Origin of the sequence: Sphingopyxis sp. BSN-002 (assembly GCF_022024275.1) — a bacterium.
Taxonomy (GTDB): domain Bacteria; phylum Pseudomonadota; class Alphaproteobacteria; order Sphingomonadales; family Sphingomonadaceae; genus Sphingopyxis.
Genome location: NZ_CP091804.1, coordinates 2101481 through 2126064 on the forward strand (window position 1 = coordinate 2101481; position 24584 = coordinate 2126064).

General features: G+C 65.7%; 28 protein-coding genes. 7 read left to right on the top strand and 21 right to left on the bottom strand.

Going from position 1 to position 24584, the window contains the following annotated elements; all coding sequences use genetic code 11:
* Positions 1-229 precede the first annotated feature (229 nt).
* From L7H23_RS10345 to L7H23_RS10360, 4 genes are all read left to right on the top strand, one after another.
* Entirely contained in the window at positions 230-1132 is a 903-nt protein-coding gene (locus tag L7H23_RS10345; protein ID WP_237835803.1) for a helix-turn-helix domain-containing protein, read from the top strand.
* Between the two features lie 142 nt (positions 1133-1274).
* Positions 1275-2369 carry a phenylalanine--tRNA ligase subunit alpha gene (gene pheS, locus L7H23_RS10350; protein ID WP_237835804.1) on the top strand — a complete coding sequence of 365 codons (1095 nt, stop codon included), beginning with the start codon at positions 1275-1277 and terminating at the stop codon, positions 2367-2369.
* Positions 2366-4750, top strand: a complete 2385-nt coding sequence (pheT, locus tag L7H23_RS10355; RefSeq protein ID WP_237835805.1) for a phenylalanine--tRNA ligase subunit beta — start codon at positions 2366-2368, stop codon at positions 4748-4750. The genes pheS and pheT overlap by 4 nt, the downstream gene beginning before the upstream one ends.
* Positions 4751-4787: 37 nt before the next feature.
* A complete protein-coding gene (locus L7H23_RS10360; RefSeq protein ID WP_237835806.1) occupies positions 4788-5738 on the top strand; it encodes an alpha/beta hydrolase in 951 nt (316 codons plus the stop codon).
* Here L7H23_RS10360 and L7H23_RS10365 read toward each other — a convergent pair.
* Positions 5735-8494: a [protein-PII] uridylyltransferase gene (locus tag L7H23_RS10365; RefSeq protein ID WP_237835807.1), complete on the bottom strand. Its 2760-nt coding sequence runs from the start codon at positions 8492-8494 to the stop codon at positions 5735-5737. The two genes, L7H23_RS10360 and L7H23_RS10365, sit on opposite strands and share 4 nt — an antisense overlap.
* On the bottom strand, positions 8491-11151 hold the full coding sequence (gene mutS, locus L7H23_RS10370) for a DNA mismatch repair protein MutS (RefSeq protein WP_237835808.1): 2661 nt from the start codon (positions 11149-11151) through the stop codon (positions 8491-8493). Before mutS ends, L7H23_RS10365 begins: the two co-directional genes overlap by 4 nt.
* A 132-nt stretch (positions 11152-11283) precedes the next feature.
* Here mutS and L7H23_RS10375 point away from each other — a divergent pair, with 132 nt between their 5' ends.
* The gene (locus L7H23_RS10375) at positions 11284-13548 is read left to right on the top strand and encodes an NADP-dependent malic enzyme (protein ID WP_237835809.1); all 2265 of its coding nucleotides are present in this window, start codon (positions 11284-11286) and stop codon (positions 13546-13548) included.
* Positions 13549-13608: 60 nt separating this feature from the next.
* On the opposite strand, the gene bamE is transcribed toward L7H23_RS10375, so the two are convergent.
* Positions 13609-14094, bottom strand: coding sequence for an outer membrane protein assembly factor BamE (bamE, locus tag L7H23_RS10380; RefSeq protein WP_237835810.1), 486 nt, complete (start codon positions 14092-14094; stop codon positions 13609-13611).
* Positions 14095-14253: 159 nt separating this feature from the next.
* Between bamE and L7H23_RS10385 the strand changes: the two genes are divergently transcribed.
* Positions 14254-14787, top strand: coding sequence for a ubiquinol-cytochrome C chaperone family protein (locus L7H23_RS10385; RefSeq protein ID WP_237835811.1), 534 nt, complete (start codon positions 14254-14256; stop codon positions 14785-14787).
* Entirely contained in the window at positions 14784-15311 is a 528-nt protein-coding gene (locus L7H23_RS10390) for a DUF177 domain-containing protein (protein WP_237835812.1), read from the top strand. Before L7H23_RS10385 ends, L7H23_RS10390 begins: the two co-directional genes overlap by 4 nt.
* Here L7H23_RS10390 and L7H23_RS10395 read toward each other — a convergent pair.
* From L7H23_RS10395 to rpsC, 18 genes are all read right to left on the bottom strand, one after another.
* A complete protein-coding gene (locus L7H23_RS10395) occupies positions 15308-15961 on the bottom strand; it encodes a hypothetical protein (protein WP_237835813.1) in 654 nt (217 codons plus the stop codon). The two genes, L7H23_RS10390 and L7H23_RS10395, sit on opposite strands and share 4 nt — an antisense overlap.
* A 45-nt stretch (positions 15962-16006) precedes the next feature.
* On the bottom strand, positions 16007-16654 hold the full coding sequence (locus L7H23_RS10400; protein WP_237839215.1) for an adenylate kinase: 648 nt from the start codon (positions 16652-16654) through the stop codon (positions 16007-16009).
* Positions 16655-16708: 54 nt separating this feature from the next.
* Positions 16709-18082, bottom strand: coding sequence for a preprotein translocase subunit SecY (gene secY, locus L7H23_RS10405; RefSeq protein ID WP_237835814.1), 1374 nt, complete (start codon positions 18080-18082; stop codon positions 16709-16711).
* Between the two features lie 204 nt (positions 18083-18286).
* Positions 18287-18811, bottom strand: coding sequence for a 50S ribosomal protein L15 (gene rplO, locus L7H23_RS10410; protein ID WP_237835815.1), 525 nt, complete (start codon positions 18809-18811; stop codon positions 18287-18289).
* A 44-nt stretch (positions 18812-18855) separates the two neighbouring features.
* Entirely contained in the window at positions 18856-19062 is a 207-nt protein-coding gene (locus tag L7H23_RS10415) for a DUF1737 domain-containing protein (RefSeq protein ID WP_167920379.1), read from the bottom strand.
* Positions 19063-19068: 6 nt separating this feature from the next.
* The gene (gene rpmD, locus L7H23_RS10420) at positions 19069-19254 is read right to left on the bottom strand and encodes a 50S ribosomal protein L30 (protein ID WP_237835816.1); all 186 of its coding nucleotides are present in this window, start codon (positions 19252-19254) and stop codon (positions 19069-19071) included.
* Positions 19255-19258: 4 nt separating this feature from the next.
* Positions 19259-19951: a 30S ribosomal protein S5 gene (rpsE, locus tag L7H23_RS10425; protein WP_237835817.1), complete on the bottom strand. Its 693-nt coding sequence runs from the start codon at positions 19949-19951 to the stop codon at positions 19259-19261.
* Positions 19952-19953: 2 nt separating this feature from the next.
* A complete protein-coding gene (gene rplR / locus L7H23_RS10430; protein ID WP_237835818.1) occupies positions 19954-20307 on the bottom strand; it encodes a 50S ribosomal protein L18 in 354 nt (117 codons plus the stop codon).
* Between the two features lie 3 nt (positions 20308-20310).
* Positions 20311-20844 carry a 50S ribosomal protein L6 gene (rplF, locus tag L7H23_RS10435; protein WP_237835819.1) on the bottom strand — a complete coding sequence of 178 codons (534 nt, stop codon included), beginning with the start codon at positions 20842-20844 and terminating at the stop codon, positions 20311-20313.
* Positions 20844-21248 carry a 30S ribosomal protein S8 gene (gene rpsH / locus L7H23_RS10440; RefSeq protein ID WP_058818031.1) on the bottom strand — a complete coding sequence of 135 codons (405 nt, stop codon included), beginning with the start codon at positions 21246-21248 and terminating at the stop codon, positions 20844-20846. The genes rplF and rpsH overlap by 1 nt, the downstream gene beginning before the upstream one ends.
* Positions 21249-21260: 12 nt before the next feature.
* Entirely contained in the window at positions 21261-21566 is a 306-nt protein-coding gene (gene rpsN / locus L7H23_RS10445) for a 30S ribosomal protein S14 (RefSeq protein ID WP_039578292.1), read from the bottom strand.
* A gap of 49 nt (positions 21567-21615) precedes the next feature.
* Complete coding sequence (gene rplE / locus L7H23_RS10450) at positions 21616-22194, bottom strand: 50S ribosomal protein L5 (RefSeq protein ID WP_037556378.1); 579 nt, start codon at positions 22192-22194, stop codon at positions 21616-21618.
* Positions 22187-22504: a 50S ribosomal protein L24 gene (gene rplX / locus L7H23_RS10455; RefSeq protein ID WP_077145772.1), complete on the bottom strand. Its 318-nt coding sequence runs from the start codon at positions 22502-22504 to the stop codon at positions 22187-22189. The genes rplE and rplX overlap by 8 nt, the downstream gene beginning before the upstream one ends.
* A 2-nt stretch (positions 22505-22506) precedes the next feature.
* Positions 22507-22875, bottom strand: coding sequence for a 50S ribosomal protein L14 (rplN, locus tag L7H23_RS10460; protein WP_011543078.1), 369 nt, complete (start codon positions 22873-22875; stop codon positions 22507-22509).
* A 64-nt stretch (positions 22876-22939) separates the two neighbouring features.
* The gene (gene rpsQ / locus L7H23_RS10465) at positions 22940-23212 is read right to left on the bottom strand and encodes a 30S ribosomal protein S17 (RefSeq protein WP_237835820.1); all 273 of its coding nucleotides are present in this window, start codon (positions 23210-23212) and stop codon (positions 22940-22942) included.
* Between the two features lie 11 nt (positions 23213-23223).
* The gene (gene rpmC / locus L7H23_RS10470) at positions 23224-23427 is read right to left on the bottom strand and encodes a 50S ribosomal protein L29 (RefSeq protein WP_237835821.1); all 204 of its coding nucleotides are present in this window, start codon (positions 23425-23427) and stop codon (positions 23224-23226) included.
* A 5-nt stretch (positions 23428-23432) separates the two neighbouring features.
* Positions 23433-23864: a 50S ribosomal protein L16 gene (rplP, locus tag L7H23_RS10475; protein WP_058818026.1), complete on the bottom strand. Its 432-nt coding sequence runs from the start codon at positions 23862-23864 to the stop codon at positions 23433-23435.
* A gap of 11 nt (positions 23865-23875) precedes the next feature.
* The gene (gene rpsC, locus L7H23_RS10480) at positions 23876-24583 is read right to left on the bottom strand and encodes a 30S ribosomal protein S3 (protein WP_120217696.1); all 708 of its coding nucleotides are present in this window, start codon (positions 24581-24583) and stop codon (positions 23876-23878) included.
* Position 24584: the final 1 nt, after the last annotated feature.

Consider the following 24584-nt stretch of genomic DNA (forward strand, 5'->3'; position numbering starts at 1 on the left):
CGGCGCGAAGGTTTCCCTTCACGCCGTTCCGACAATGGCTTCATCGGAAGACCATCGCCCCCCTCCCTCCGAACCGGATAGCCGTGGGTCGCAGAAAGCTTACGGCCGGTGGAAGTGTCCCTATGGCGCGACATATGCCGTCGCGCCGCGCACAAAAATTGTAAAAACCCGACAAAATTACTGCCTAGGCTGTTGTTTTTTTATGCGCGCCTCCGCATGGAATGCTTTCATGACCGTGGGAGAATCTGAAAGCGGACCCGAATCCGGGATGCGCGTGGTGACGCGCTTCTTCCCCGTTTCCGCGGCTCTCCGTCCCTATTGCAGCATCATCTACCTGACCGAGGTCGAGACCCCGCCGGGTACGCGCGTCGAGGACCATTTACACCCGGAATGGGCGAATCTGCGGTTCATCGACGGCGAGCCGTCGATCGCCGGCGTCGGGGGCGCGAAGCCCGAGCCCGCGCCGCATTTCGTCGTCACGGGTCCGACAAGCAAGGCCACCTATTTCGCTGCCGGCAACATGCGTGCATGGGGAATCGGGGTTCTGCCTGCGGGTTGGGCCAAATTTTTCGCGCTGCCCGCCGAGGACCTCGCCGACCGCTCCGTCGACGGGGCGAAGCACCCCGCTTTCGTCCATCTCGCACCACTCGCCGATCGATTGCGGAAAGCGAACGACGTTGGCGCGGCTGCGCAAATGCTCGATGACCATTTCGCGAGCCTGCTCGCAGTCGCTCCGCGCGACGATCCGGCGATCCTCGCCGCGCATGGCGCGCTCGTCGACGACGAGCTGACGAGCGTTGCCGAGCTTGCCGAAAAGCTGGAGCTTTCCGAACGCTCGGTCGAGCGTCTGTCGCGCCGCGCCTTCGGCTTTCCGCCGAAGCTTCTCATCCGCCGCCAGCGCTTCCTGCGCAGCCTCGCGCGCTTCATGCTCGATCCCTCGATGAGCTGGATCGAGACGCTCGACTATCAATATTATGACCAGGCTCAATTCACCCGCGATTTCCGGCGCTTCATGGGGATGAGCCCGCGCGCCTATGCGGCGCGGCCGAAGCCGATCCTCGGCAGCGCCGCGCGCGCCCGCGCCGCAGCGGCAGGCGAAGCCGTTCAGGGGCTCCACAAACCCGCGGGTTAGGCCCGCTTTCCGGCCAACAGACTTGATTGCATCGCGCGTTCGGTGCAAGCGGCGGGCGACGGACGCGCGGGCAGCCGCCGTCTCCATAAAGACAAGAACACAGGCCGGCAGCGGCAGCGCCGCCGGAACAGGACGAACGACGATGAGCGAGACACAGGCCCTGCAGGCAAAGCTGGTGGGCGATATCGAGGCCGCAGCCGATCTCGACGCAATCGAGGCCCTGCGCGTCGCCGCGCTCGGCAAGGCAGGCAGCGTGACCGGCCTCCTCAAAACGCTCGGCGGCATGACCCCCGAAGAGCGTCAGGCCGAAGGGCCGAAGATTCACGCGCTGCGCGAAGCCGTTACCGAGGCGATCGCGACGCGCAAGGCTGCGCTCGAAGGCGCCGCACTCGATGCGAAGCTTGCCAGCGAAAAGCTCGACATGACCCTTCCCGCCGCCGATGCGCCCGGCGGCAGCGTCCATCCGGTAAGCCAGGTGATGGACGAGCTCGCTGAAATCTTCGCCGACATGGGCTTCGCTGTCGCGACCGGGCCCGAGATCGAGGACGACTGGCGCAACTTCACCGCGCTGAACATCCCCGAGACGCACCCCGCGCGCGCGATGCACGACACCTTCTACTTCCCCGATACGGACGCGGAAGGCCGCGCGATGCTGCTGCGCACGCACACCTCGCCGGTGCAGATCCGCACGATGATGAGCGAGGAGCCGCCGATCCGCATCATTGCGCCGGGCCGCGTCTATCGCAGCGACAGCGACGCGACGCACACCCCGATGTTCCACCAGGTCGAGGGGCTGGTCATCGACCGCGGCATCCATATGGGGCATCTCAAATGGACGCTCGAAACCTTTCTCAAGGCCTATTTCGAACGTGACGACATCGTGCTGCGCCTGCGCCCAAGCTATTTCCCCTTCACCGAACCTTCGGCGGAGGTCGACGTCGGCTATAAACAGGAAAAGGGTCGCCGGATCGTCGGCGGCAACGGCGACGACGAAGGCCATGCGTGGATGGAGCTGCTCGGCAGCGGTATGGTCAACCGCCGCGTGATCGCCAACTGCGGGCTCGATCCCGATGTCTGGCAGGGTTTCGCCTTCGGTGTCGGCGTCGACCGGCTCGCCATGCTGAAATATGGCATGGACGATCTTCGCGCCTTCTTCGACGGCGACCTGCGCTGGCTCGCGCATTATGGATTCAACGCGCTGTCGGTCCCGACGCTCAGCGGGGGAATTTCGGCATGAAGATCACCCTCGACTGGCTCCGCGAACATCTGGATGGCGACTATTCGGTCGCCGATGTCGTCGCGACGCTCAACCGCATCGGCCACGAGGTCGAAGGCGTCGAAAATCCGGCCGAAAAGCTCGCCGGTTTCCGCGTCGCGAAGGTGCTGACCGCCGAAAAGCACCCGCAGGCCGACAAGCTGCAGGTGCTGACCGTCGACAGCGGCGACGGCGTGCCCCTGACGGTCGTGTGCGGCGCACCCAACGCGCGCGCCGGCCTCGTCGGCGTGCTCGGCCTGCCCGGCGCGGTGGTGCCGGTCAATGGCATGGAGCTGAAGATCGCCGCAGTACGCGGCGTCGAATCGAACGGCATGATGTGTTCGACGCGCGAGCTGGAGCTTGGCGACGATCATGACGGGATCATCGAGCTTCCCGCCGATGCGCCGGTCGGGACGCCCTTTGCCGATTATTCGGGCGCGGGCGATCCGGTGATCGACATTTCGATCACGCCGAACCGGCAGGACTGCATGGGCGTACGCGGCATCGCGCGCGACCTTGCGGCCGCCGGGCTCGGCACGCTGAAACCGCTGGCCGTGCCCGCAGTCGAAGGCACCGGCGCGCCGGCGACCGAAATCCGGACCGACGATCCCGAAGCCTGCCCTGCCTTCTACGGCCGCACCATCGCGGGCGTCGACAACCGCGTCGCAACCCCCGAATGGATGCGCCGCCGTCTCGAAGCCATCGGCCAGCGCTCGATCTCGGCCCTCGTCGACATCAGTAATTATGTGATGTTCGACCTCGGCCGCCCGAGCCATATCTATGATCGTGCCAAGCTTCACGGCGCACTCGTCGCGCGGCGCGCGAAGGATGGCGAGACCGCCATGGCGCTCAACGGCAAGGAATATGCGCTGACGGGTACGATGACCGTGATCGCCGACGAGCGCGAAGTCCACGACATCGCCGGCATCATGGGCGGCGAGCATTCGGGGTGCAGCGAGGACACGACCGACGTCCTGATCGAGATCGCCTGGTTCACCCCCGAACGCATCGCGCTGACGGGTCAGGCGCTCGCGCTGACCAGCGACGCGCGCAGCCGTTTCGAACGCGGCGTCGATCCGGCCTTCCTCGACGAGGGGACCGCGATCGTTACGCAATATGTTCTCGACATCTGCGGCGGCACGCCGTCGGCGATGACGCGCGCGGGCACACCGCCCGCTGCGGACAAGGTCGTCGATTACGATCCGTCGCTGTCGGCGACGCTCGGCGGCATCGCGATCGAGCCCGCGAAACAGCGCGCGATCCTCGAAGCGCTCGGCTTTGGCGTGACCGAGGGCAATCCGTGGAAGATCGCGGTGCCGAGCTGGCGCCGCGACGTCGACGCCGCGCCCGACATCGTCGAGGAAGTCACGCGCATCACCGGCTTCGACGCGATCGCCTCGGCGCCGCTGCCGCGAACCGACGGTGTCGCCAAGCCGACCGCCACCGCCGAGCAGCTCGTCGAGCGTCGCCTGCGCCGTAGCGCCGCGGCTGCGGGCTTCCATGAAGCGGTGACCTGGTCGTTCATCAGCGACCGCGAGGCCGCGCCCTTCGGCGGCGGCACCTGGAGCCTCGCCAACCCGATCAGCGAAGACCTGAAGGTCATGCGCCCGTCGCTGCTTCCCGGCCTGCTCGCAGCCGCCGCCCGCAACCAGAATCGCGGCGCCGACAGCGTCCGCCTGTTCGAGATCGGTCGCCGCTATATCGGCACGACCGAGCATCCGACGCTCTGCGTGCTGATGGCGGGCGACAAGGCGTCGCGCGGATGGCAGGCCGGCAAGGCTGCGCCGTTCGATGCCTTTGATGCGAAAGCCGCTGCGCTTGCCTTGCTCGAAGCGGCGGGCGCACCCGCCGACCGGCTGCAGGTGATGGAGCCCGTTGCCGACGCCGGCATCTGGCATCCGGGCCAGTCGGCAACGCTGCGCCTCGGACCCAAGGCGGTACTCGCAGAATTCGGCGCGCTGCATCCGGCGCTGACGAAGCATTTCGACGTCGACGGCGCAGTGATGGCAGTACAGATCTTTCTCGACGCGATCCCGGCGAAGCGCGCGAGCGGCCCGGCACGCGCCGCCTTTACGCCGCCCGCGCTGCAATCGGTGCGGCGCGACTTCGCCTTCCTCGCGCCGCAAGCTCTCGCTGCGGGCGATCTGGTCCGCGCGATCCGCGGTGCCGACAAGGCCGCAATCGTCGATGCCCGCCTGTTCGACCGCTTTGCCGGGCAGGGCGTGCCGGATGGGCAGGTGAGCCTGGCGGTCGAGATCGAACTGCAGCCGCTCGACAAAAGCTTTACCGACGCCGAACTGAAAGCCATCGCCGACAAGGTCGTCGGCGCCGCAGCAAAGGTCGGTGCGACGCTGCGCGGATGATTTCGCCGGATCGGCGAGGTTGAAAGGAGAGTTTGAGATGGACACTCGTCACCTCGTCGACCGCGAGATCGCGCCGTTGATCGACCTGTTCCCGCGGGTCGACCTCGACGCCGTGCCGATCGAGCAGGTCCGCGCGAAGGCCGCGGAAACCTATGGCATCCTGCCGCCTCCGGCGATCACGCCCGAGGAGATCATGGTCCCTTCGATCCACGGCGGTCCCGATATTCCCGTCTATCTTTTTCGTCCCGAGGCTGCACGCCCCGGCGCTGGCGCCATTCTCCATATCCATGGCGGCGGCATGGTTATGGGATCGGTCAAACAGACGTCGATGGTGCCCGCCGCACTGGCGGCCGCAGCCGGGGTGCCGGTGGCGTCGGTCGAATATCGGCTGGCCCCCGAACATCCTTTTCCCGCACCGCAGCAGGATTGCCATTCGGCGCTGAGCTGGCTCGCCGGCCAGAGCGAGGCGCTGGGTTTCGACGCAAGCCGGATTGTCGTTGCCGGTGAAAGCGCCGGCGGCGGACTGGCGGCAGCGCTGGCGATCATGGCGCGCGACCTCGGCGGCCCGGCGATCGCAGGCCAGCTTCTAACCTATCCGATGCTCGACCATCGCACCGGCAGCGATTTCTGTCCCTATGCCAATCCGAACACCGGCGAATTCATCTGGACGCGCGCGAGCAATCGCTTTGGCTGGCGCTCGCTGCGAGGCAGTTACAAGGCCGACGACGAGCGCCGCGGCTGGTTTTCGCCGAGTCTGGCCGACGATCTGTCGAACCTGCCGCCCGCCTATATCGCAACGGGCAGCCTCGATCTCTTCTTCGACGAGAATCTCGACTATGCGCGGCGGCTGGTTGCGGCCGGCGTGCCCGTCGACCTGCACAGCTATGCCGGCGCGATCCACGCGTTCAACGCGATACCCGATGCCGCACTTAGCCAGCGTTTCAACGCGGGGCTGCTGGCTGCAGCGGCTGCGATGACCGCAGCCTAGGCGGCGACCGCTTCCTCGCTCTGGCTTGTCGCGGCTTCGAGCAGGCGCTTCTCGAGGCTCTTTACCCGCGCCGCGCTGTCGATCTTGTCGCCGATCAGGTCGGTCACGTAGAAGGTGTCGACCGCGCGCTCGCCATAGGTTGCGACGTGCGCGCTGTGCACCGTCACCTTCGACTGGAACAGCGCATAGGCGAGCTGGTTGAGCAGCGCCGGACGGTCCTGCGCATTGACCTCGACCACGGTAAACCGGTTCGAGGCCTTGTTGTCGATGAAGACGTTGGGTGCCACGCGGAACGCCTCGGCGCGTGTGCGCGGCAGCGCGCGCGCTTCGAGTTTTGGGAGCAGTTTCTGCCGGTTGGCCAGCGCATCCTCGATCGCACGGGTCAGACGCGCGATCTGGCCGCTTTCGGCGAACGGCCGGCCGAGCGGATCCTGAACGAGGAAATTGTCGAGCGCGAGCCCGTCGCGCGTCGTGTGGATGCGCGCATCGATGATGTTGCCGCCGGCGAGATGGATGCCGCCTGCCATGCGGTAAAAGAGCCCCGGATGATCGGCCGCGAGCACCATCACCAGCGTTGCGCCGCGATCCTGATCGGGCACAGCCGCGATATGGAGCGGCGCATCGCCCGCGTCCTGAATGTGGCGGAGGTTCGCCGCGATCACCTCGACCGGCTCGGCGATCCAGTAGCTTTCGGGCAGGCGCCTGATGAGCTTGGCGAACGCCTTCTCGTCCATGGCGAGCAGGCCCGCGACCGCTTCCTTCTTCGCCTCGATCCGCGCTTCCCGCCCGCGCTGCTTGTGGCCGAGGCGAAGGACCTCCTCTGCCGCATCGAACAGCTCGGTAAGCAGCTGGCGCTTCCAGCTGTTCCAGACACCCGGCCCGACTGCACGGATGTCGACGACGGTGAGCACGAGGAGCAGACGCAGACGCTCGGGGCTCTGCACGACCTGCGCAAAGTCGAGGATCGTCTTGAAGTCGGCAAGGTCGCGCTTGAAGGCGGTCGCCGACATGAGGAGATGGTAGCGCACGAGCCACGACACCGTTTCGGTCTCGGCCTCGCTGAGCCCCAGCCGCGGGCAGACGCGGAGCGCGAGCTCGGCACCGAGCACGCTATGATCGCCGCCGCGGCCCTTGGCGATGTCATGGAGCAGCACGGCGACATAGATGACGCGGCGCGAATGGATCTGGTCCATGATCGCGGTCGACAGCGGATGGTCGTCCTTGAGCCGGTCCTGCTCGATGTCCGACAACAGCCCGATCGCACGGATCGTATGCTCGTCGACCGTATAATGGTGGTACATGTCGAACTGCATCTGCGCGACGACGCGGCCGAAATCGGGCACGAAGCGGCCGAACACCCCCGCCTCGTTCATCCAGCGCAGCACCGTCTCCGGATCGCGCGAGCTGGTGAGCACGTCGAGGAACAGCTCGTTCGCGCGCGGCTTGCGGCGAATGCCCTGCGTCTCGATCAGCTTCGCATCGTGGCGCGCCTGCCGCATCGCCTGCGGATGGATTTCGAGGCCGTGCCTGTCAGCGAGCGCGAAAATCTCGACCAGCCGCACCGGATCCTGCTCGAAGAAATCGTCCGACGGCAGCGCAAGACGGCCGCGATCGAGGACGAAGCCGTTCAGCTTGCCCGGCCTGCGGCGCAGCGTCGGCAGGAAACGGCGCCCGCGTGCCGCCATCTGGTCGTCGAGATGCGCGAGGAAAGTGCCGGTGACGTCGCCGACGGCCTTTGCGTGCAGGAAATAGAGCTGCATGAAGCGCTCAACCGCACTCTTGCCCGGCCGCTCGGCGAAATGCATGCGCTGCGCGATTTCACGCTGGAAGTCGAAGGTCAGACGATCCTCGGCACGCCCCGCGAGGATATGAAGATGGCAGCGGACGGCGAGCAGAAAATTCTCCGCACGCTCGAACTGGCGGAGTTCGCGGCTGGTGAGCAGGCCTGCGTCGACGAGTTCGGGGACGGTGCGGACGCGGTGGATGAACTTGCCGATCCAGAAGAGCGTGTGGAGATCGCGAAGACCGCCCTTTCCTTCCTTCACATTGGGTTCGACGACGTACCGCGAATCGCCCATCCGCTTGTGCCGCTCGTCGCGCTCGGCGAGTTTTTCGGCCACGAAAACACGCGCGTTGCCCGCGACAACCTCGGCATCGAAACGCGCCGCCGCCTGATCGTAGAGATCGCGGTCACCCCAGATGAAGCGTGCCTCCAGAAGCGCGGTGCGGATCGTCAGATCCTCTTTTGCCGCACGGATCATCTCGTCGATCGAGCGCGACGAATGGCCGACCTTCAGCCCGAGATCCCACAGCGTATAAAGCTGCGCCTCGATCACCTGTTCGGTCCAGCTCGTCTGCTTGAACGGGGTCAGGAAGCCGATGTCGATGTCGCTGAACGGCGCCATCTCGCCGCGGCCATAGCCCCCGACCGCGATCAGCGTGATGCGCTCGCCTGCCGAGCGGTTTCCCGACGGATAGAGATGCCCGATCGTGAAGTCGTGGCTGAGCCGGACGATCTGGTCGATCAGAAAGGCCGTCGCATTCGCCGCGATTCGTCCCGACGAGGGGTGTTCGAGCAGGCGGCGGTCGATCTCCGTACGCCCGGTTTCGAGGGCGCCCTTGAGCAGGTCGACCATCGCGCGACGGCGCTTGCCGGTGTCGCCCGTCTCTTCGGCGATCTCGTCGAGCCGCCCCGACAGCATGCGGCGGTCGATGATCGCGCGGCGGCCTTCCAGATTGTCGAAGAGGTCGCTCATGTCTCGCCGACCAGTATCTGCTTGAGCCGGTAGAGCGCGTCGAGCGCTTCGCGCGGCGCGAGCGCATCGGGGTCGATCGCGCCGAGTGCCTCGCGAAGCGCGTCCTTCACGGCGGCAGGTGCTTCGGCGAGCGTCGCGGCGAAGAGCGGCAGATCGTTGAGGCCCGCCGCGAGGCCTCCGGTTTTCTCGCGCCCGGCCTCGAGTTTCGCCAGCACGGCTTCGGCGCGCTTCACAACGCCCGCGGGAACGCCCGCAAGGCGCGCGACGGCGAGGCCGTAGCTGCGGTCGGCGGGCCCCTCGGCGACTTCGTGAAGCAGCACCAGATCGCCCTGCCATTCGCGCGCGCGGACATGGTGGAGCGACAGCGCGTTCAGCGTTTCGGCGAGTCGCGTGAGCTCATGATAGTGCGTCGCGAAGAGGCAGCGGCACTTGTTGACCTCGTGCACCGCCTCGACCACCGACCAGGCGAGCGCGAGCCCGTCGTAGGTCGATGTCCCACGCCCGACCTCGTCGAGAATCACGAAGCTTTGCGGGGTCGCCTGCGCGAGGATCGCGGCGGTCTCGACCATTTCGACCATGAAGGTCGAGCGCCCGCGCGCCAGATTGTCGCTGGCGCCGACGCGGCTGAAAAGACGGTCGACGAGCCCGAGCTTCGCCGACGCAGCGGGGACGAAGCCGCCAGCCTGCGCGAGGACGACGATCAGCGCATTCTGGCGAAGGAAGGTCGATTTACCGCCCATGTTCGGGCCGGTGACGAGCCAGAGCCGGTCGGCCTCCGACAGCGATACGTCGTTGGGGACGAAGCGTTCGCCCGATTTCGCCAGCGCGGCCTCGACGACCGGATGGCGCCCGCCGGTCACGTCGAGGCAAGGGGTGTCGGCGAGGTCGGGGCGGCACCAGTTGTGGCTCATCGCATGGTCGGCGAGCGCCGCGGCGACATCGATGCGCGCAAGCACGTCGCAGCTCGCGGCGATCGCCTCGCGGCGCGATACCGCCGCGTCGGTCAGCGCTTCGAGATGCGCGGCTTCGGCGGCGATCGCGTGGACGCCCGCCTGCGTGACGCGGCCCGCGGCCTCGTGCAGGTCCGACGAGTTGAAACGCACGACGCCCGCAAGCGTCTGGCGATGCGTGAAGCCCGATTCGGGGGCCATCAGCGCGTCGGCGTGCTTCGCGGGCACCTCGACATGATAGCCGAGGACGCCATTGTGGCGGATCTTGAGCGAGGCGATGCCGGTACGGTCGCGATATTGCGCCTCCAGCGACGCGATCGCCTTGCGCCCGTCGCGCGCGGTTTCGCGCAGCGCATCGAGCGCATGGTCATAGCCCTCGGCGACATAGCCGCCCTGCGCGGCGTCGACCGGCGGGGTCTCGATCAGCGCGCGGGTCAGCTCGTCGACGAGCGCGCCATGGCCGTCGAGGCCGGGGAGCAGGCGCGCGAGCAACGGCGGCAGGTCGGGACGGCGCGCGAGGCGTTCGCGGAGCAGGCGAGCGCCGCCGAGCGCATCGCGCAGCTGGGCAAGGTCGCGCGGGCCGCCGCGCCCCGCGACGAGGCGGCCGAGGGCACGCCCGGCGTCGGGGAGTGCGCGCAGGGCAGCGCGAAGATCGCCGCGCCACAGCGCGTCGCGCGCGAGGCCATCGACGAGATCGAGCCGGTCGAGGATCGCGGCCTTGTCGGTCAGCGGGCTCGCAAGATCGTCGGCGAGCAAGCGCGCGCCGGCGGCGGTGACGGTGCGGTCGATCGTGCCGAGAAGGCTGCCCTCGCGCACGCCCGCCATCGTGCGGACGAGTTCGAGGCTTTCGCGCGTCGCGGCGTCGATCGCCATGCGCCCCGACGCCTGATGCCGCAGCGGCGGCTGCAGGAAGATCGGCTGGCCGGTCGCGACATGGTCGAGATAGGCGACGAGCGCGCCCATCGCGGCAAGCTCGCCGCGGCCGAACTGGCCGAAGCCATCGAGCGTCTGGACGCCGAAGAAGGTTTCGAGGCGCTTTTGCGCCGCTGTGCTCGAAAAATCGGCCTGCGGGCGGCGGACGAGCTGGCGCGCGACCCATTCGGGCATATCGTCGGCATTTTCACTGACCAGCAGCTCGGACGGCGCGAGTCGCGCGAGTTCGGCATCGACCTGTTCGGGTCGCACCGCGACGACCTCGAAGCGGCCGGTCGAAATATCGGCGGCGGCGATCGCGACATCGCCCTCGCTGCCGACCTGCGCGAGCGCGGCGAGGCGGTTCGCGCTGCGGCCTTCGAGCAAGGCCTCCTCGGTCAGCGTGCCAGCCGTAACGAAGCGGACGATTGCGCGTGCAACCAGGGCCTTCGATCCGCCGCGAGCCTTTGCCTCGGCGGGGGTTTCGACCTGTTCGGCGATCGCGACGCGGTGCCCCGCCTTGATCAGCCGCGCGAGATAGGATTCGGCCGAATGGACGGGTACGCCGCACATCGGCACCGGCTCGCCGCCATGCTCGCCGCGCGAGGTGAGCGCGATGTCGAGGGTAGAGGCCGCCGCCTTCGCATCGTCGAAGAACAGCTCGAAGAAATCGCCCATGCGGTAAAAGAGCAGGCAATCGCCGGCATTCGCCTTCAGCGCCCAATATTGCGCCATCATCGGCGTGGCGGCGGGCGCGGCATTGCTGTTGGCGGCGGTGCGGGCGGTTGCGGACATCGGACCCTGCTTAGTCGATGGTCGCGCCAAGGCAAGGCACAGGACTGAAACATTGGCGGTTACAATCGGCCCGAGTGACGCTAGGGGATTGGGAACTGGGCGCGCGGTCTGGAATCAATAAAGGGGATCATTATGGCCAGCGATAGCAAGGTGCAGTTTTCGGACCGCGAGGCGCTGCTCTACCATTCATACGGCCGGCCCGGAAAAATCGAGATCGTCGCGTCGAAGCCGATGGCGACGCAGCGCGACCTGAGCCTCGCTTACTCGCCCGGCGTCGCGGTGCCCGTGAAGGCGATCGCCGAAGATCCCGCCACGGCCTATGACTATACCGCCAAGGGCAATCTGGTCGCGGTCATCTCGAACGGCACGGCGATCCTCGGTCTCGGAAACCTCGGCGCGCTGGCCTCGAAGCCGGTGATGGAGGGCAAGGCGGTCCTGTTCAAGCGCTTCGCCGACGTCGATTCGATCGACCTCGAGGTCGCAACCGAAGATCCGCAGCGCTTCATCGAAGCGGTCGAACTGCTCGAACCGAGCTTCGGCGGCATCAACCTCGAGGATATCGCGGCACCGAACTGCTTCATCATCGAAGCGGCGCTCAAAGAGAAGATGAACATCCCGGTGTTCCATGACGACCAGCATGGCACCGCGATCATCACCGCCGCCGGGCTGATCAACGCCTGTCACCTGACCGGGCGCGACCTGTCGACGGTGAAGGTCGTCGTCAACGGGGCCGGCGCGGCGGCGATCGCCTGTACCTCGCTCATCAAGTCGATGGGCGTGCGGCACGAGAATGTCATCATGTGCGACCGCAAAGGCACGATCTATCAGGGCCGCACCGAGGGCATGGACCAATGGAAGTCGGCGCACGCGGTGCCGACCGAAGCGCGCGACCTGACCGAGGCGCTGATCGGCGCCGACGTCTTCCTCGGCCTGTCGGCCGCGGGCGCGCTGAAGCCCGAGATGGTCAAGGATATGGCGCCCGCGCCGATCATTTTCGCGATGGCGAACCCCGATCCCGAAATTTCCCCGCCGGATGCGCGCGCCGCTCGCCCCGACGCGATCATTGCGACCGGGCGCTCGGACTATCCGAACCAGGTCAACAACGTCCTCTGTTTCCCCTTCATCTTCCGCGGTGCGCTCGACGTGCGCGCAACCGCAATCAACGAGGAGATGAAGATCGCCGCAGCCTATGCGATCGCCGACCTCGCGCGCCAGCAGGTGCCCGAGGAAGTCGCGGCGGCCTATGGCGGCCGCGCATCGAGCTTCGGCCCCGAATATATCATCCCCTCGCCCTTCGATCCGCGGCTGATGGAGATCGTCCCCGCCGCGGTCGCGAAAGCGGCGATGGACACCGGCGTCGCGCAGCAGCCGATCGAGGATCTGGAGGAGTATCGCAATCGCCTCCGCGCCCGGCTCAACCCGACGACCTCGGTACTGACGCTCGCCTATGAAGCGGCGCGCGCCAATCCAAAGCGGGTCGTTTTTGCCGAGGGCGAGGAAGAAGTGGTGCTGCGCGCCGCGATCCAGTTCCGCGACGGCGGCTATGGCATTCCGGTGCTCGTCGGGCGCGAGGGGCTGCACGACAAGCTGCGCGCGATGGGCGTTCCCGACGCCGAAAGCTTCGAGGTCCACAACAGCGTCAATTCGCCGCACGTGCCCGAGATGGTCGAGATTCTCTACGAGCGGCTCCAGCGCCGCGGCTATCTGCGCCGCGATGTCGAACGCATGGTCAATCGCGATCGCAACATCTTCGGGTCGCTGCTGCTGAAGCTCGGCCTCGCCGACGCGATGATCACCGGCACGACACGCACCTATTCGCAGTCGATGCGCGAAGTGCGCCGCGTGATCGACCATGCCGAGGGCAAGACGCCGTTCGGCATCCACGTCCTCGTCGGGCAGCATCACACGATCTTCATGTCGGATACGACGGTGAACGAGCGTCCTTCGGCCGAAATGCTGGCCGATATCGCCGAGCGCACGGCACAGGTCGCGCGCCGCATGGGCCACGAACCGCGCGTCGCCTTCCTGTCCTATTCGACCTTCGGCAATCCGTCGGGCGAGTGGCTGGGCAATATCCGCGACGCCGTGTGCATCCTCGACGAACGCAATCCGGGCTTCGAATATGAAGGCGAGATGGCACCCGACGTCGCGCTCAATCCGCGCCTGATGAAGAATTACCCCTTCTGCCGCCTGTCGGGTCCGGCAAACGTGCTGGTCATGCCGGGGCTGCAGTCGGCGAACCTTTCGGCAAAGCTGCTGCGCGAACTGGGCGGCGGCGCCGTCATCGGTCCGATGCTGGTCGGGATGGAAAAGCCGGTGCAGGTCGCGACGATGGCCTCGCCCGCGTCCGATCTGGTGACTCTGGCGGTGCTCGCCGCCGGCGGGATTGCGCAATAATAAGAAAAGCGGCGGTCGCCTGTGGGCGCCGCCGCTTCCTTTATCCCGGAAAGTGCGGGCTTATTGTCCCGACGGAGCCCCGGCACCCGGTGCGCCGACCGCGCCGATATTGCCGAAGATATCCTCGAAGAAGCTGCGGTGACGGCCGAGCGTCGGCGTCTTGTCGCCTTCGGGGCTGATCTTGCTGACAAGCTCCAGCCCGGTCTTGTCGACCGCGACGACATTGCCGGCAGGATCGAACCGTACGCGCAGAACCTGCTGCGCGACCGGGTGCGGCTTGGCGAAAGCGAGCTGCCGGGTCTCGCGCGATACATAATAATATTCATTGTCGCTGAACTGGCCGACGAAGGTCGGGCGACCGAGCGTCTTTTCGACCGATTCGCGGTTGTCGACGCCCGGCGTGACCGCTTCGGTCAGGACGGGATCGACGACATAGCCCTGCCGCCCTTTCAGCTGCGCGCAGCCGCTGGCGGTCAGCGCGAGCGCCAGTCCGGCGACGATCAGGCGCACCGGGCGGGCGGGAAGCTTGAGGTTCTGGGTCGGCATGAATAGGTCTCCGTTGCGCCGCTGTGCCCGGGCGCTGGCAATCGCGCCTCTTAACCGCAAGCGGACGGCGCGCACAAGCGGCTTATGCCGCCGCAAAGCTTGCGCCAAGCTGACTCAGGCCTCTTTTCCGGTAGCGTGATTCGGCCTAAGCGAATCGGCATGTTTTCTTCGTTCCGCAAACTCTTTGGTTCCGAACCCGATCCGCGCGAAGCACAGCGGCCGCTCTGGAACGCCGTGATCGCAACCGCACGCGCGCCGCACTGGTACAGCGAGGGCGGCGTTCCCGACACACTCGACGGGCGTTTCGACATGATCAGCCTGATCCTCGCGCTTGTGCTGCACCGGATCGACGAAGATCCCGCGCAGGCGGTTGCCGGCGTCCGGCTGACCGAATTGTTCGTCGACGATATGGACGGGCAGATGCGCCAGATCGGTTTCGGCGACATGGTCGTCGGCAAACAGATCGGCAGGATGGTCGGCGCGCTGGGCGGCCGGCTTGGCGCCTATCGCGCCTCCGACGGGTCCGAAGAGCTGAAGGCCGCGCTCGTCCGGAATCTATGGCGCGGCAAGGACGCGCCCGAAGCAGGGCTTGCGCATGTCATGGCCGGGGTGGCGTCGCTGCGCGCCGGCCTTTCCGCTATTCCGGTCGAAGCGCTCGCCGTTGCCGATCGGCTGCCGGACGGAAGCGCATGACCGCGCCCGAATTCTCCTGCCTCGTCACCGTGGCCGAAGCGGCGCAAGGCCGGGCCGTTGCGCTCGACGCCGATGAGGCTGCTCGCGCCGCGATTGCGGCGCGGCTGGGTCTGGTGGCACTCGATCGCCTTGTTGTGACCGCCGACGTCCGCGCTGTCGCGGGCGGGATCGCTGCCAAGGGAATGATCAAGGCCGATCTTGTGCAAAGCTGCGCGGCGACCGATCTGCCGGTTCGTGCCAGGCTGGACGAACCCTTCGATCTTCGCTTTCTACGCGAGGCAGGGCCCGTAGCGAGCGAAGACGAGGAAATCGAGATCAGCGACGCCGACTGCGATATCCTGCCGCTCGAAGACGAGCGCATCGATATCGGCGAAGTGGCGGTGCAGACACTGTCGCTCGCGCTCGATCCCTTCCCGCGCCATCCCGACGCCGACCGTATTCTTGCGGAGAATGGCGTGCTCAGCGAAGAGCAGGCGGGGCCGTTTGCGGCGCTCGCGAAATTGCGTGGAAAGCCCGAAGCCTAGTCTTCGCCTTCATCCTTGGGCAAGTCGGCGACGGCTGCGTCGAGGCCGGAGTCTTCCTTGCCGGGCGCTTCTTCCTTCGCATCGTCGCCGGTCGCGACCGGCAGCGAACCGCCGAGGGCCTTTGCAAGCCCGACCAGCTGTTCACCGAGCACCTTGTCGACCGCGGGCGCAACATCGGCAACCTTGAAGCGCATATAGCCGCCGACAACATAGTCGAAGCGGATCGCGCTGCCCGTCGCGGTCGGCTTGATCTGGATCGTCAGCGTGCCGGTGACAGCCTCCCCTTGCAGCGGACCGAAAGCGCCCGACAGGCGCATCATCTCGTTCGGCTTGGCGAAGATGATCCGCGCGTGCTGGACGCTGCCCATCGCGCCGCCCGCTTCTCCAGGCAATTTCTCGCAAAAGCAGCCGCCCGCCTGCGAATCGAGCCAGAAGTTCGCCGCGTCGCCCGACCAGCTATGCTCTTTCGACCACCATTTGTCGGGCAGGCGGAGCATCTTCCAGACGTCTTCGGGCGAAGCCGCAACCTGCGCGGTATGCGCCACGGTGAAGCCGATGTCGCTCTGGTCGATGACCTTCGCCTGCGCCGGCGCGGCAGCGAGCACCGCGCCCGAAACCAGCGCGGCAGCGAAACATGATCCGATATGCATACCCATCCCCTTTGCCGTCTTCATAGACGGCAGCGGAAGGGCTGGCTAGCTGCCGAGAATGGCCTCGATCGCGCTGTTGACGTGATCGATGTCGGCCATCCCGTCGACCTTGCCGACGATCCCGCGCGCTTCGTAGATCGGCAGGATCGGTGCGGTCTTGGCACGATATTCCGCCATACGCGTCCGCACCGTTTCCTCATTGTCATCGGGACGGCGCTTGAATTCGCGGCTGCCACAGACGTCGCACGTGTCGGCGACCTTGGGCAGCTTGTAACGGTCGTGATAGCCCTCGCCGCACTTGGCGCAGCTGAAGCGGCCGGTGATACGGTCGACGAGCGCGTCCTCCTCGACCACCAGTTCGATGACATGGTCGAGCTTGCGGCCGCGGTCCGAGAGGATCTTGTCGAGGGCATCGGCCTGCGCGGCGGTGCGCGGATAGCCGTCGAAGATCACCGAGGTGTCGTTGCCGAGTTCGTCGAGCCGCTCGCCGATCAGGCCCGAGACGATCTCGTCCGAGACGAGCTCGCCCGCGTCCATCACCGCTTTCGCCTGGAGGCCGATCGGCGTCCCCGCCTTGACCGCGGCGCGCAGCATGTCGCCGGTCGAAAGCTGGACCATGCCATGCTCGCTTTCGAGCCGTGAAGCCTGCGTACCCTTGCCCGCTCCCGGCGGACCAAGCAAAATGATGTTCAGCGTCATGGAAGCCCCTGTTGCCTCTGCCGTTGCGCAGTTGCCGTAGCGGGCGCCTTAGCGCCGCGCAACGCCGCCTTTCAATTTCGCCTTCTTGATAAGGTCGCCATATTGATGCGCGAGCATGTGGCTCTGGATCTGGCTGATCGTGTCGATCGTGACGTTCACGATGATCAGCAGGCTGGTGCCGCCGAGCTGGAACGGCAGACCCGATCCCGCGATGAAATATTCGGGGATGAGACAGATCGCCGCGAGGTACGCCGCACCGATAACGGTGATGCGCGTCAGCACGAAATCCAGATAGGCGGCGGTGTTCTTGCCGGGGCGGATGCCCGGGATGAACCCGTTCTGCCGCTTCAGATTGTCGGCGGTTTCCTCGGGGTTGAAGACGACCGCGACGTAGAAGAAGCAGAAGAAGACGATGCCGAGCGCATAGAGCGCCATATAGAGCGGCTGGCCGTGCGCGAGATACTGGTTGAGCGACTGCAGGAAGTCGCCCCACGCCGTATCGGTCTTCACATTCTTGCCCATGAAGTTCGTGATCGTCAGCGGCATCAGCAGCAGTGACGAGGCGAAGATCGGCGGGATGACGCCGGCGGTGTTGACCTTGAGCGGCAGGTGGCTGCGGTCGGCCTGCATCACGCCGCGTTGCGTCGCCCGCTTTGGATACTGGACAAGGACGCGGCGTTGCGCACGCTCCATGAAGCTGATGAAGGCGATGACGACGACCGCGCCGACGACAACGGCGACGATCGTGCCGCCGTTCATCGAACCTTCGCGAACCTGCGTGAACATCTGCGCAAAGCTGCGCGGAAGCTGCGCGAGAATCCCCGCCATGATGATCAGCGACACGCCGTTACCGATACCGCGGCTGGTGATCTGCTCGCCGAGCCACATCAGGAACAGCGTACCGCCGACGATGCTGATCATCGCGGTGATGCGGAACATCATCCCCGGATCGAGAACGACGGTGATGCCCTGTGCGCCGGTCGATGCCTCGGCGGTGACGGCAAGGAAATAGGCCTGGATCGCGGTCAGGAAGACCGTGCCGTAGCGCGTGTACTGGTTGAGCTTCTTGCGCCCGCTCTCGCCCTCTTTCTTGAGCGCGGCCAGGCTCGGCGCAAGCGCCGACGCGAGCTGAACGACGATCGACGCCGTGATATAGGGCATGACGCCGAGCGCGATGATGCTGAGGCGCTCGAGGCTGCCGCCCGAGAAAGTGTTGAAGATATCGAGGACGCCGCCCGACGCCGCTTGGCTGTATGCGCGTGCCAGCGCGACGGGATCGACCCCCGGCAGCGGCACGAAAGACAGGAAGCGGAAGACGATCAGCGCGCCGATCGTGAACCAGATGCGGTTCTTGAGTTCGGTCGCCTGGCCGAACTTTGAAAAGTTCAGGTTGGAAGCAAGCTGGTCGGCGCGAGAGGCCATGGGTAATTTCCTCGGATATTCCGGACCGCGCCCCCCGCGACCCGGCGCCTATGTGCGTTCGGAGGTCACGAAGCGCAAGGGGAAAGGCCTATTTTGCGACGCAGCTCGTCGATACCGGCTGCATCATCCGTTCGTATCGAACGGAAACTGGAGTCTCGTCATGTAACGAGGGGCGGTCCTTTCGAACCGCCCCTTCGCAAAGTCTTACTCGGCCTTCGCCTTGGCGCGGCGCTGGGCCTTCTTGCCTTCGGGCGCCACTTCCTTGACTTCGGGAAGCTCGACCTTGCCGCCGGCCTTTTCGACCGCCTCGATCGCGCCCTTCGACGCGCCGGCGACCGCGAAGGTCAGCTTGGCGGTGAGTTCGCCCTTGGCGAGGAGGCGGACGCCGTCCTTGCCGCCGCGGGCAACGCCGGCGGCCTTGAGCGCGGCGTGATCGACGGTCTTCTTGGCGTCGAGCTTCTTCTCGTCGACCAGCTTCTGGATCTGGCCCAGGTTCACGATCGCGAAATCCTTGCCGAAGATATTGTTGAAGCCGCGCTTCGGGATGCGCATGTGGAGCGGCATCTGGCCACCCTCGAAGCCGTTGATCGCGACGCCGCTGCGGGCTTTTTGGCCCTTCTGGCCGCGGCCGGCAGTCTTGCCCTTGCCCGAGCCGATGCCGCGTCCGACGCGCATGCGGCCCTTGCGGGCACCGTTGTTGTCACGAAGTTCGTTGAGCTTGATAGTCATGGTTGCACTCGCTTTCGCTGTTGTCGCGCTGGGACCGAGAGATTTCAGTCCGGTTCGATTTCACTCGACGGTTGAAAGCCGGGATAGGGCCCGGCCTTTTCCATCACGATGGCCTGGGCGACATAGCCCCGGCCATCGACACTGGTAATCGACGGGCTGCCGTGAAGCTGCCACCCCCGGTTGAGCAGTCCCTCGACGCGGGCACAAAAGGCAGCGTCGTCGGGACCGGTCAGCAGGCGATAGAGCTTCACTGGCGTTTAGCCCTCGATGACTTCCACCATGTGCGGAAGCTTGCGGATCATGCCGCGCACTTCCGGGGTGTCGACCAGTTCGACCTCACGGTGCATCTTGCCCAGGCCGAGGCCGGTCAGGATGGCGCGCTGGCCTTTCGGACGACGGATCGGCGAGCCGATCTGGCGGATCTTGATCTTCTTGTCGGCCATTGTCTTACTCCGTCACCGCCGCGGCTTCGGCCTCGGCTGCGCGGTCGGACGCACCGCCACGCTTGATCAGGTCCGAAACCTTCTTGCCGCGACGCTGCGCGACCGACTTCGGGCTGGTCTGTTCACCGAGCGCTTCGAAAGTCGCACGGATCATGTTGTAGGGGTTCGAGGTGCCGACCGACTTGGTCACCACATCGGCAACGCCCAGCGATTCGAACACGGCGCGCATCGGACCGCCGGCGATGATGCCGGTACCCGCGGGGGCCGAACGCAGCGTGACGTTGCCGGCACCGAAGTGACCGCGGCCGTCATGGTGCAGCGTGCGACCGTCGCGCAGCGGAACGCGGATCATCGCCTTCTTCGCCGCAGCGGTCGCCTTCGAAATGGCTTCGGGCACTTCGCGCGCCTTGCCATGACCGAAACCGGCGCGGCCCTTGCCGTCGCCGACGACGACGAGCGCGGCGAAACCGAAGCGCTTGCCGCCCTTCACGGTCTTCGAGACGCGGTTGATGTGGACCAGCTTTTCGATCAGCTCTTCGCCGCCCTCTTCGTCGCGCGGGCGACGATCGTCACGGCGGCCGCGGCCACCTTCACGACCACCACGACCACCGTCGCGGCCGCCACGGCCACGGCGGGGAGCGCCGGTGTTTTCGGTCGCTTCGACAGCGCCTTCGACGTTCTGTACTTCGTCAGCCATAATCAGAACTCCAATCCGCCTTCGCGAGCCGCGTCGGCCAGCGCCTTGATGCGCCCGTGGAACAGGAAGCCGCCGCGATCGAACACGACCTGCGTCACGCCCGCCTTCTTGGCGGCAGCCGCGAGGCGCGTGCCGACATCGGCAGCGGCCGAGGCGGTCGCGCCGGTCTTGCCGCGGACATCCTTGTCGAGCGTCGAAGCAGCGGCCAGCGTCTTGCCGGCGGCGTCATCGATGAGCTGCGCATAGATGTGACGGCCCGAGCGGTGCACCGAAAGACGCGGACGTCCGGCGGCGCGCTGACGGAGCGCGGTACGGACGCGCTGGCGACGTTTTTGGAAAGTGGTAAGATGTGCCATGGCTTACTTCTTCTTGCCTTCTTTGCGGAAGATGTACTCGCCGCGATACTTGATGCCCTTGCCCTTATAGGGTTCGGGCTTACGCCAACGGCGGATTTCCGCCGCGACTTGGCCGACCTTCTGCTTGTCGATACCGCTGATCTCGATCGTCGTGTTATCCGGCGTCTTGATCTCGATGCCTTCGGGCACCGCGAAATCGACATCGTGGCTGTAGCCGAGCTGCAGCTTCAGCGTCTTGCCCTGCGAGTTGGCGCGATAGCCGACACCGGTGATTTCGAGGACCTTGGTGAAGCCTTCGGTCACGCCGGTGATCAGGTTCTGGACCAGCGTGCGCTGCATGCCCCAGAAGGCGCGTGCTTCGCGGCTGTCGTTCGCGGGCTGAACCGAGATACTGCCTTCGCCGACTTCATACTTGATGTTGTCGGACAGCGGCATCGCCAGCGTGCCCTTCGGACCCTTGACCGACAGCTGGCCGCCGTCGATCGCGGCGGTGACGCCGCCCGGGATCGCTACTGCCTTTTTACCAATGCGCGACATCAGAACACCTCCGCCAGCACTTCGCCGCCGACATTATGCTCGCGGGCTTCGGCGTCCGAAAGAACGCCGCGCGGGGTCGACACGATGGTGATGCCCAGGCCGTTGCGCACGATCGGCAGCTCTTTCGAGCCCGAATAGACGCGGCGGCCCGGCTTCGAGACGCGGGCCACGTGGCGGATCGCCGGCTGGCCTTCGAAATATTTCAGCTCGATGCGGATGCCCTTGTGCTGGCCCTTCGAGCCAAGCGCTTCTTCGCTGTAGCCACGGATATAGCCTTCGCGCTGGAGCACATCGAGAACGCGGACGCGCAGCGTCGAAGCCGGCGTCAGGACGCTGTCCTTCTTCGCCGTCTGGCCGTTGCGGATGCGGGTGAGCATATCACCCAGGGGATCGGTCATTGCCATCTTGTCAGTCCCTTACCAGCTCGACTTCACAACACCGGGGATCAGGCCCTTGTTGGCCAGATCGCGGAGCTGGATACGGCACAGCCGGAATTTGCGATAATAAGCGCGGGGGCGCCCGGTCAGCTCGCACCGGTTACGGATGCGGGTCGGGTTACCGTTGCGCGGAATTTCCGCCATCTTGAGGCGCGCGATCAGACGCTCGCCATCGTCGAGCGACGTGTCCGCCGCAATCGCCTTCAGCTTCGCATAACGGCCGGCGTACTTCTTCACCAGCTGCTTGCGACGCTCGTTCTTGTTCATCGAACTCAGTTTCGCCATGACTTAAGTTCTCTTTCCTTCTTGAAAGAGCCTGCCTGGTCCCGGAGGATCAGGCGGCTTCCTTTTCCTGCGCTTCGATCGGGAAGGGGAAGCCGAACAGCTTGAGCAGTTCGCGGGCTTCTTCGTCCGTGCGAGCGGTGGTGGTGACGATCACGTCCATGCCGCGCACCTGGTCGATGCGGTCATAGTTGATCTCGGGGAAGATGATCTGCTCTTTCAGACCCATGGCATAGTTGCCACGGCCGTCGAAGCTGGTCGCCGACACGCCGCGAAAATCGCGGATGCGCGGCATTGCGATCGTGATCAGGCGATCGAGGAATTCGTACATGCGTTCGCGGCGCAGGGTCACCTTGCAGCCGATCGGCATGCCTTCGCGCAGCTTGAACTGTGCGATCGACTTCTTCGCCTTGGTCACGACGGGCTTCTGGCCGGCGATCAGCTCCATTTCGGCTGCCGCGGCTTCGACCTTCTTCTTGTCCTGCGTGGCTTCGCCGACGCCCATGTTGAGCGTGATCTTTTCGATCTTCGGCACTTCCATCGCATTCTTGTAACCGAACTTTTCGGTCATCGCCTTGACGATCACATCGTCATAGCGCTTGCGCATGCGCGGGGTGTAATTGTCAGCCATTGATCGTCTCCCCGGACTTCACGGCCACGCGGACCTTCTTGCCGTCCTTGGTTTCAAAGCGGACGCGGGTCGGCTTGCCGGTCTTGGGATCGGCGAGAGCGACCTTGCTCGCGAAGAGCGGCGCTTCCTTGCGCTCCAGACCGCCCTGCGGGTTGGTCTGGGTCGGCTTGCGGTGGCGGGTGATGACGTTGACGCCAGCGACGACGACCTTGCCGTCTTTCGGCAGGCTCTGCGTCACTTCGCCGGTCTTGCCCTTGTCCTTGCCGGACAGGACGACGACGGTGTCACCCTTCTTGATCTTGTTCGCCATGGTCAGAGTACCTCCGGCGCCAGGCTGATGATCTTCATATAGCCGCGGCCGCGCAGTTCGCGGACGACGGGGCCGAAGATACGGGTGCCGATCGGCTCCTCGTTCTTGTTGACGAGCACGGCGGCGTTGCTGTCGAAACGGATCACCGAACCGTCGGCGCGGCGAACGTCCTTGGCGGTGCGGACGATGACGGCGCGATGCACGTCACCCTTCTTCACCTTGCCGCGCGGCTGGGCTTCCTTGATCGACACGACGATCACGTCGCCCACGCCGGCGGTGCGACGCTTCGAGCCACCCAGCACCTTGATGCACTGGACGCGCTTCGCGCCGCTGTTGTCGGCGACTTCCAATTGTGACTGCATCTGAATCATCGATGCATTTCCTTCTTCCTGGGCCTACCGGGCCATCCCGGCGGTTCCGTGAAACTCTGGTCGCTTACGCGATCTCGTCGGCCTTCTTCGCCTTGGTCGAAACCTCGACCTTGTCGAGGACCTTCCAGGTCTTCAGCTTCGAAATCGGCTTCGTTTCCTCGATGCGGACGGTTTCGCCAGCCTTGATGGCGTTGTCCTCATCGTGGGCGTGATACTTCTTCGAACGGCGGATGATCTTGCCGTAGAGCGGGTGCTTCACCTTACGCTCCACTTTCACCACGACGGTCTTGTCGCCCTTGTCGGACACCACCGTACCGGTCAGAATGCGCTTCGGCATGGTCGGTCTCCTTACTTGGCAGCCGAGCGCGAACGCCCGGTCTGCTCGGTCTTGACGCGCGCGATGGTGCGGCGCACTTCCTTGACCCGCGACGGCTTTTCGAGCTGGCCGGTGGCGGACTGGAAACGGAGGTTGAACGCCTCGCGCTTCAGTTCACCGAGCTGCTCCGAAAGCTGGTCGTCGGTCTTCTTGGTCAGATCTTCGGTCTTGGCCATGGCCCTCAACCCTCCAGGTGCGAGGTGTCGCCGAGGCGGGCAACGACCTTCGTCTTGATCGGCAGCTTCATCGCCGCACGTTCGAACGCCAGCGCGGCCACGGGGCCGGGAACGCCGTCGAGTTCGAACAGGATGCGGCCGGGCTTGACGCGGGCGGCCCAATATTCAGGCGAACCCTTGCCCTTACCCATGCGGACTTCGGCGGGCTTCGACGACACGGGGACGTCGGGGAACACGCGGATCCAGAGGCGGCCCTGACGCTTGATCGCACGGCTGATCGCACGGCGGGCCGCTTCGATCTGGCGCGCGGTGATGCGCTCGGGTTCCATCGCCTTCAGGCCGTAGGAGCCGAAGTTCAGGCTGGTGCCGCCCTTGGCAAGACCGTGGATGCGGCCCTTGAACGCCTTGCGGAACTTGGTTTTTTTCGGTTGCAGCATGTCAGCAGTCCTTAGCGGCGATCTTCACGAGCCGGACGGACGCCGGTCGTCTGCGCATCGAGCATCAGACGGTCGGTCGCCATCGGGTCGTGGCCGAGAATCTCGCCCTTGAAGATCCACACCTTGATCCCGCACACGCCATAGGCGGTGTGTGCGGTCGATTCGGCATAGTCGACATTGGCGCGCAGCGTGTGCAGCGGCACCCGGCCTTCGCGATACCATTCGGTGCGGGCGATTTCCGCGCCGCCCAGACGACCGGCGCAGTTGATGCGGATGCCTTCGGCGCCCAGACGCATCGCCGACTGAACCGCACGCTTCATGGCGCGACGGAACGCGACGCGGCGCTCGAGCTGATCAGCGATGCCCTGGCCGACGAGCTTGGCGTCGACTTCGGGCTTGCGGATCTCGACGATGTTCAGCGACACGTCGCTGCCCGTCAGTTCACCGAGCTTCTTGCGAAGCTTTTCGATGTCCGCGCCCTTCTTGCCGATGATGACGCCCGGACGGGCGGCATAGATCGACACGCGGCACAGCTTTGCCGGACGTTCGATCACGACCTTCGAGATCGCGGCCTGCGGCAGGGTCTTGAACACATACTGGCGGATCTTCAGATCCTCGACCAGCATGCGGCCATAGTCCTGGCCTTCGGCGAACCAGCGGCTGTCCCAGGTGCGGTTGACCTGCAGGCGCAGGCCGATCGGATTGCTCTTCTGGCCCATC

What these genes read in the sequence shown, in the direction of transcription:
- rplN (WP_011543078.1), bottom strand. Translation starts at nt 22,875, where the DNA reads ATGATTCAGATGCAGTCACAATTGGAAGTCGCCGACAACAGCGGCGCG.
- L7H23_RS10345 (WP_237835803.1), top strand. Translation starts at nt 230, where the DNA reads ATGACCGTGGGAGAATCTGAAAGCGGACCCGAATCCGGGATGCGCGTG.
- rplP (WP_058818026.1), bottom strand. Translation starts at nt 23,864, where the DNA reads ATGCTGCAACCGAAAAAAACCAAGTTCCGCAAGGCGTTCAAGGGCCGC.
- L7H23_RS10375 (WP_237835809.1), top strand. Translation starts at nt 11,284, where the DNA reads ATGGCCAGCGATAGCAAGGTGCAGTTTTCGGACCGCGAGGCGCTGCTC.
- pheS (WP_237835804.1), top strand. Translation starts at nt 1,275, where the DNA reads ATGAGCGAGACACAGGCCCTGCAGGCAAAGCTGGTGGGCGATATCGAG.
- rpmC (WP_237835821.1), bottom strand. Translation starts at nt 23,427, where the DNA reads ATGGCCAAGACCGAAGATCTGACCAAGAAGACCGACGACCAGCTTTCG.
- rplE (WP_037556378.1), bottom strand. Translation starts at nt 22,194, where the DNA reads ATGGCTGACAATTACACCCCGCGCATGCGCAAGCGCTATGACGATGTG.
- bamE (WP_237835810.1), bottom strand. Translation starts at nt 14,094, where the DNA reads ATGCCGACCCAGAACCTCAAGCTTCCCGCCCGCCCGGTGCGCCTGATC.
- rplX (WP_077145772.1), bottom strand. Translation starts at nt 22,504, where the DNA reads ATGGCGAACAAGATCAAGAAGGGTGACACCGTCGTCGTCCTGTCCGGC.
- L7H23_RS10395 (WP_237835813.1), bottom strand. Translation starts at nt 15,961, where the DNA reads ATGCATATCGGATCATGTTTCGCTGCCGCGCTGGTTTCGGGCGCGGTG.
- pheT (WP_237835805.1), top strand. Translation starts at nt 2,366, where the DNA reads ATGAAGATCACCCTCGACTGGCTCCGCGAACATCTGGATGGCGACTAT.
- mutS (WP_237835808.1), bottom strand. Translation starts at nt 11,151, where the DNA reads ATGTCCGCAACCGCCCGCACCGCCGCCAACAGCAATGCCGCGCCCGCC.
- L7H23_RS10385 (WP_237835811.1), top strand. Translation starts at nt 14,254, where the DNA reads ATGTTTTCTTCGTTCCGCAAACTCTTTGGTTCCGAACCCGATCCGCGC.
- rpsE (WP_237835817.1), bottom strand. Translation starts at nt 19,951, where the DNA reads ATGGCTGACGAAGTACAGAACGTCGAAGGCGCTGTCGAAGCGACCGAA.
- rpsQ (WP_237835820.1), bottom strand. Translation starts at nt 23,212, where the DNA reads ATGCCGAAGCGCATTCTGACCGGTACGGTGGTGTCCGACAAGGGCGAC.
- rpsN (WP_039578292.1), bottom strand. Translation starts at nt 21,566, where the DNA reads ATGGCGAAACTGAGTTCGATGAACAAGAACGAGCGTCGCAAGCAGCTG.
- rplR (WP_237835818.1), bottom strand. Translation starts at nt 20,307, where the DNA reads ATGGCACATCTTACCACTTTCCAAAAACGTCGCCAGCGCGTCCGTACC.
- L7H23_RS10390 (WP_237835812.1), top strand. Translation starts at nt 14,784, where the DNA reads ATGACCGCGCCCGAATTCTCCTGCCTCGTCACCGTGGCCGAAGCGGCG.
- rpmD (WP_237835816.1), bottom strand. Translation starts at nt 19,254, where the DNA reads ATGGCCGACAAGAAGATCAAGATCCGCCAGATCGGCTCGCCGATCCGT.
- rplF (WP_237835819.1), bottom strand. Translation starts at nt 20,844, where the DNA reads ATGTCGCGCATTGGTAAAAAGGCAGTAGCGATCCCGGGCGGCGTCACC.
- secY (WP_237835814.1), bottom strand. Translation starts at nt 18,082, where the DNA reads ATGGCCTCTCGCGCCGACCAGCTTGCTTCCAACCTGAACTTTTCAAAG.
- L7H23_RS10360 (WP_237835806.1), top strand. Translation starts at nt 4,788, where the DNA reads ATGGACACTCGTCACCTCGTCGACCGCGAGATCGCGCCGTTGATCGAC.
- L7H23_RS10365 (WP_237835807.1), bottom strand. Translation starts at nt 8,494, where the DNA reads ATGAGCGACCTCTTCGACAATCTGGAAGGCCGCCGCGCGATCATCGAC.
- rpsC (WP_120217696.1), bottom strand. Translation starts at nt 24,583, where the DNA reads ATGGGCCAGAAGAGCAATCCGATCGGCCTGCGCCTGCAGGTCAACCGC.
- rplO (WP_237835815.1), bottom strand. Translation starts at nt 18,811, where the DNA reads ATGACTATCAAGCTCAACGAACTTCGTGACAACAACGGTGCCCGCAAG.
- rpsH (WP_058818031.1), bottom strand. Translation starts at nt 21,248, where the DNA reads ATGGCAATGACCGATCCCCTGGGTGATATGCTCACCCGCATCCGCAAC.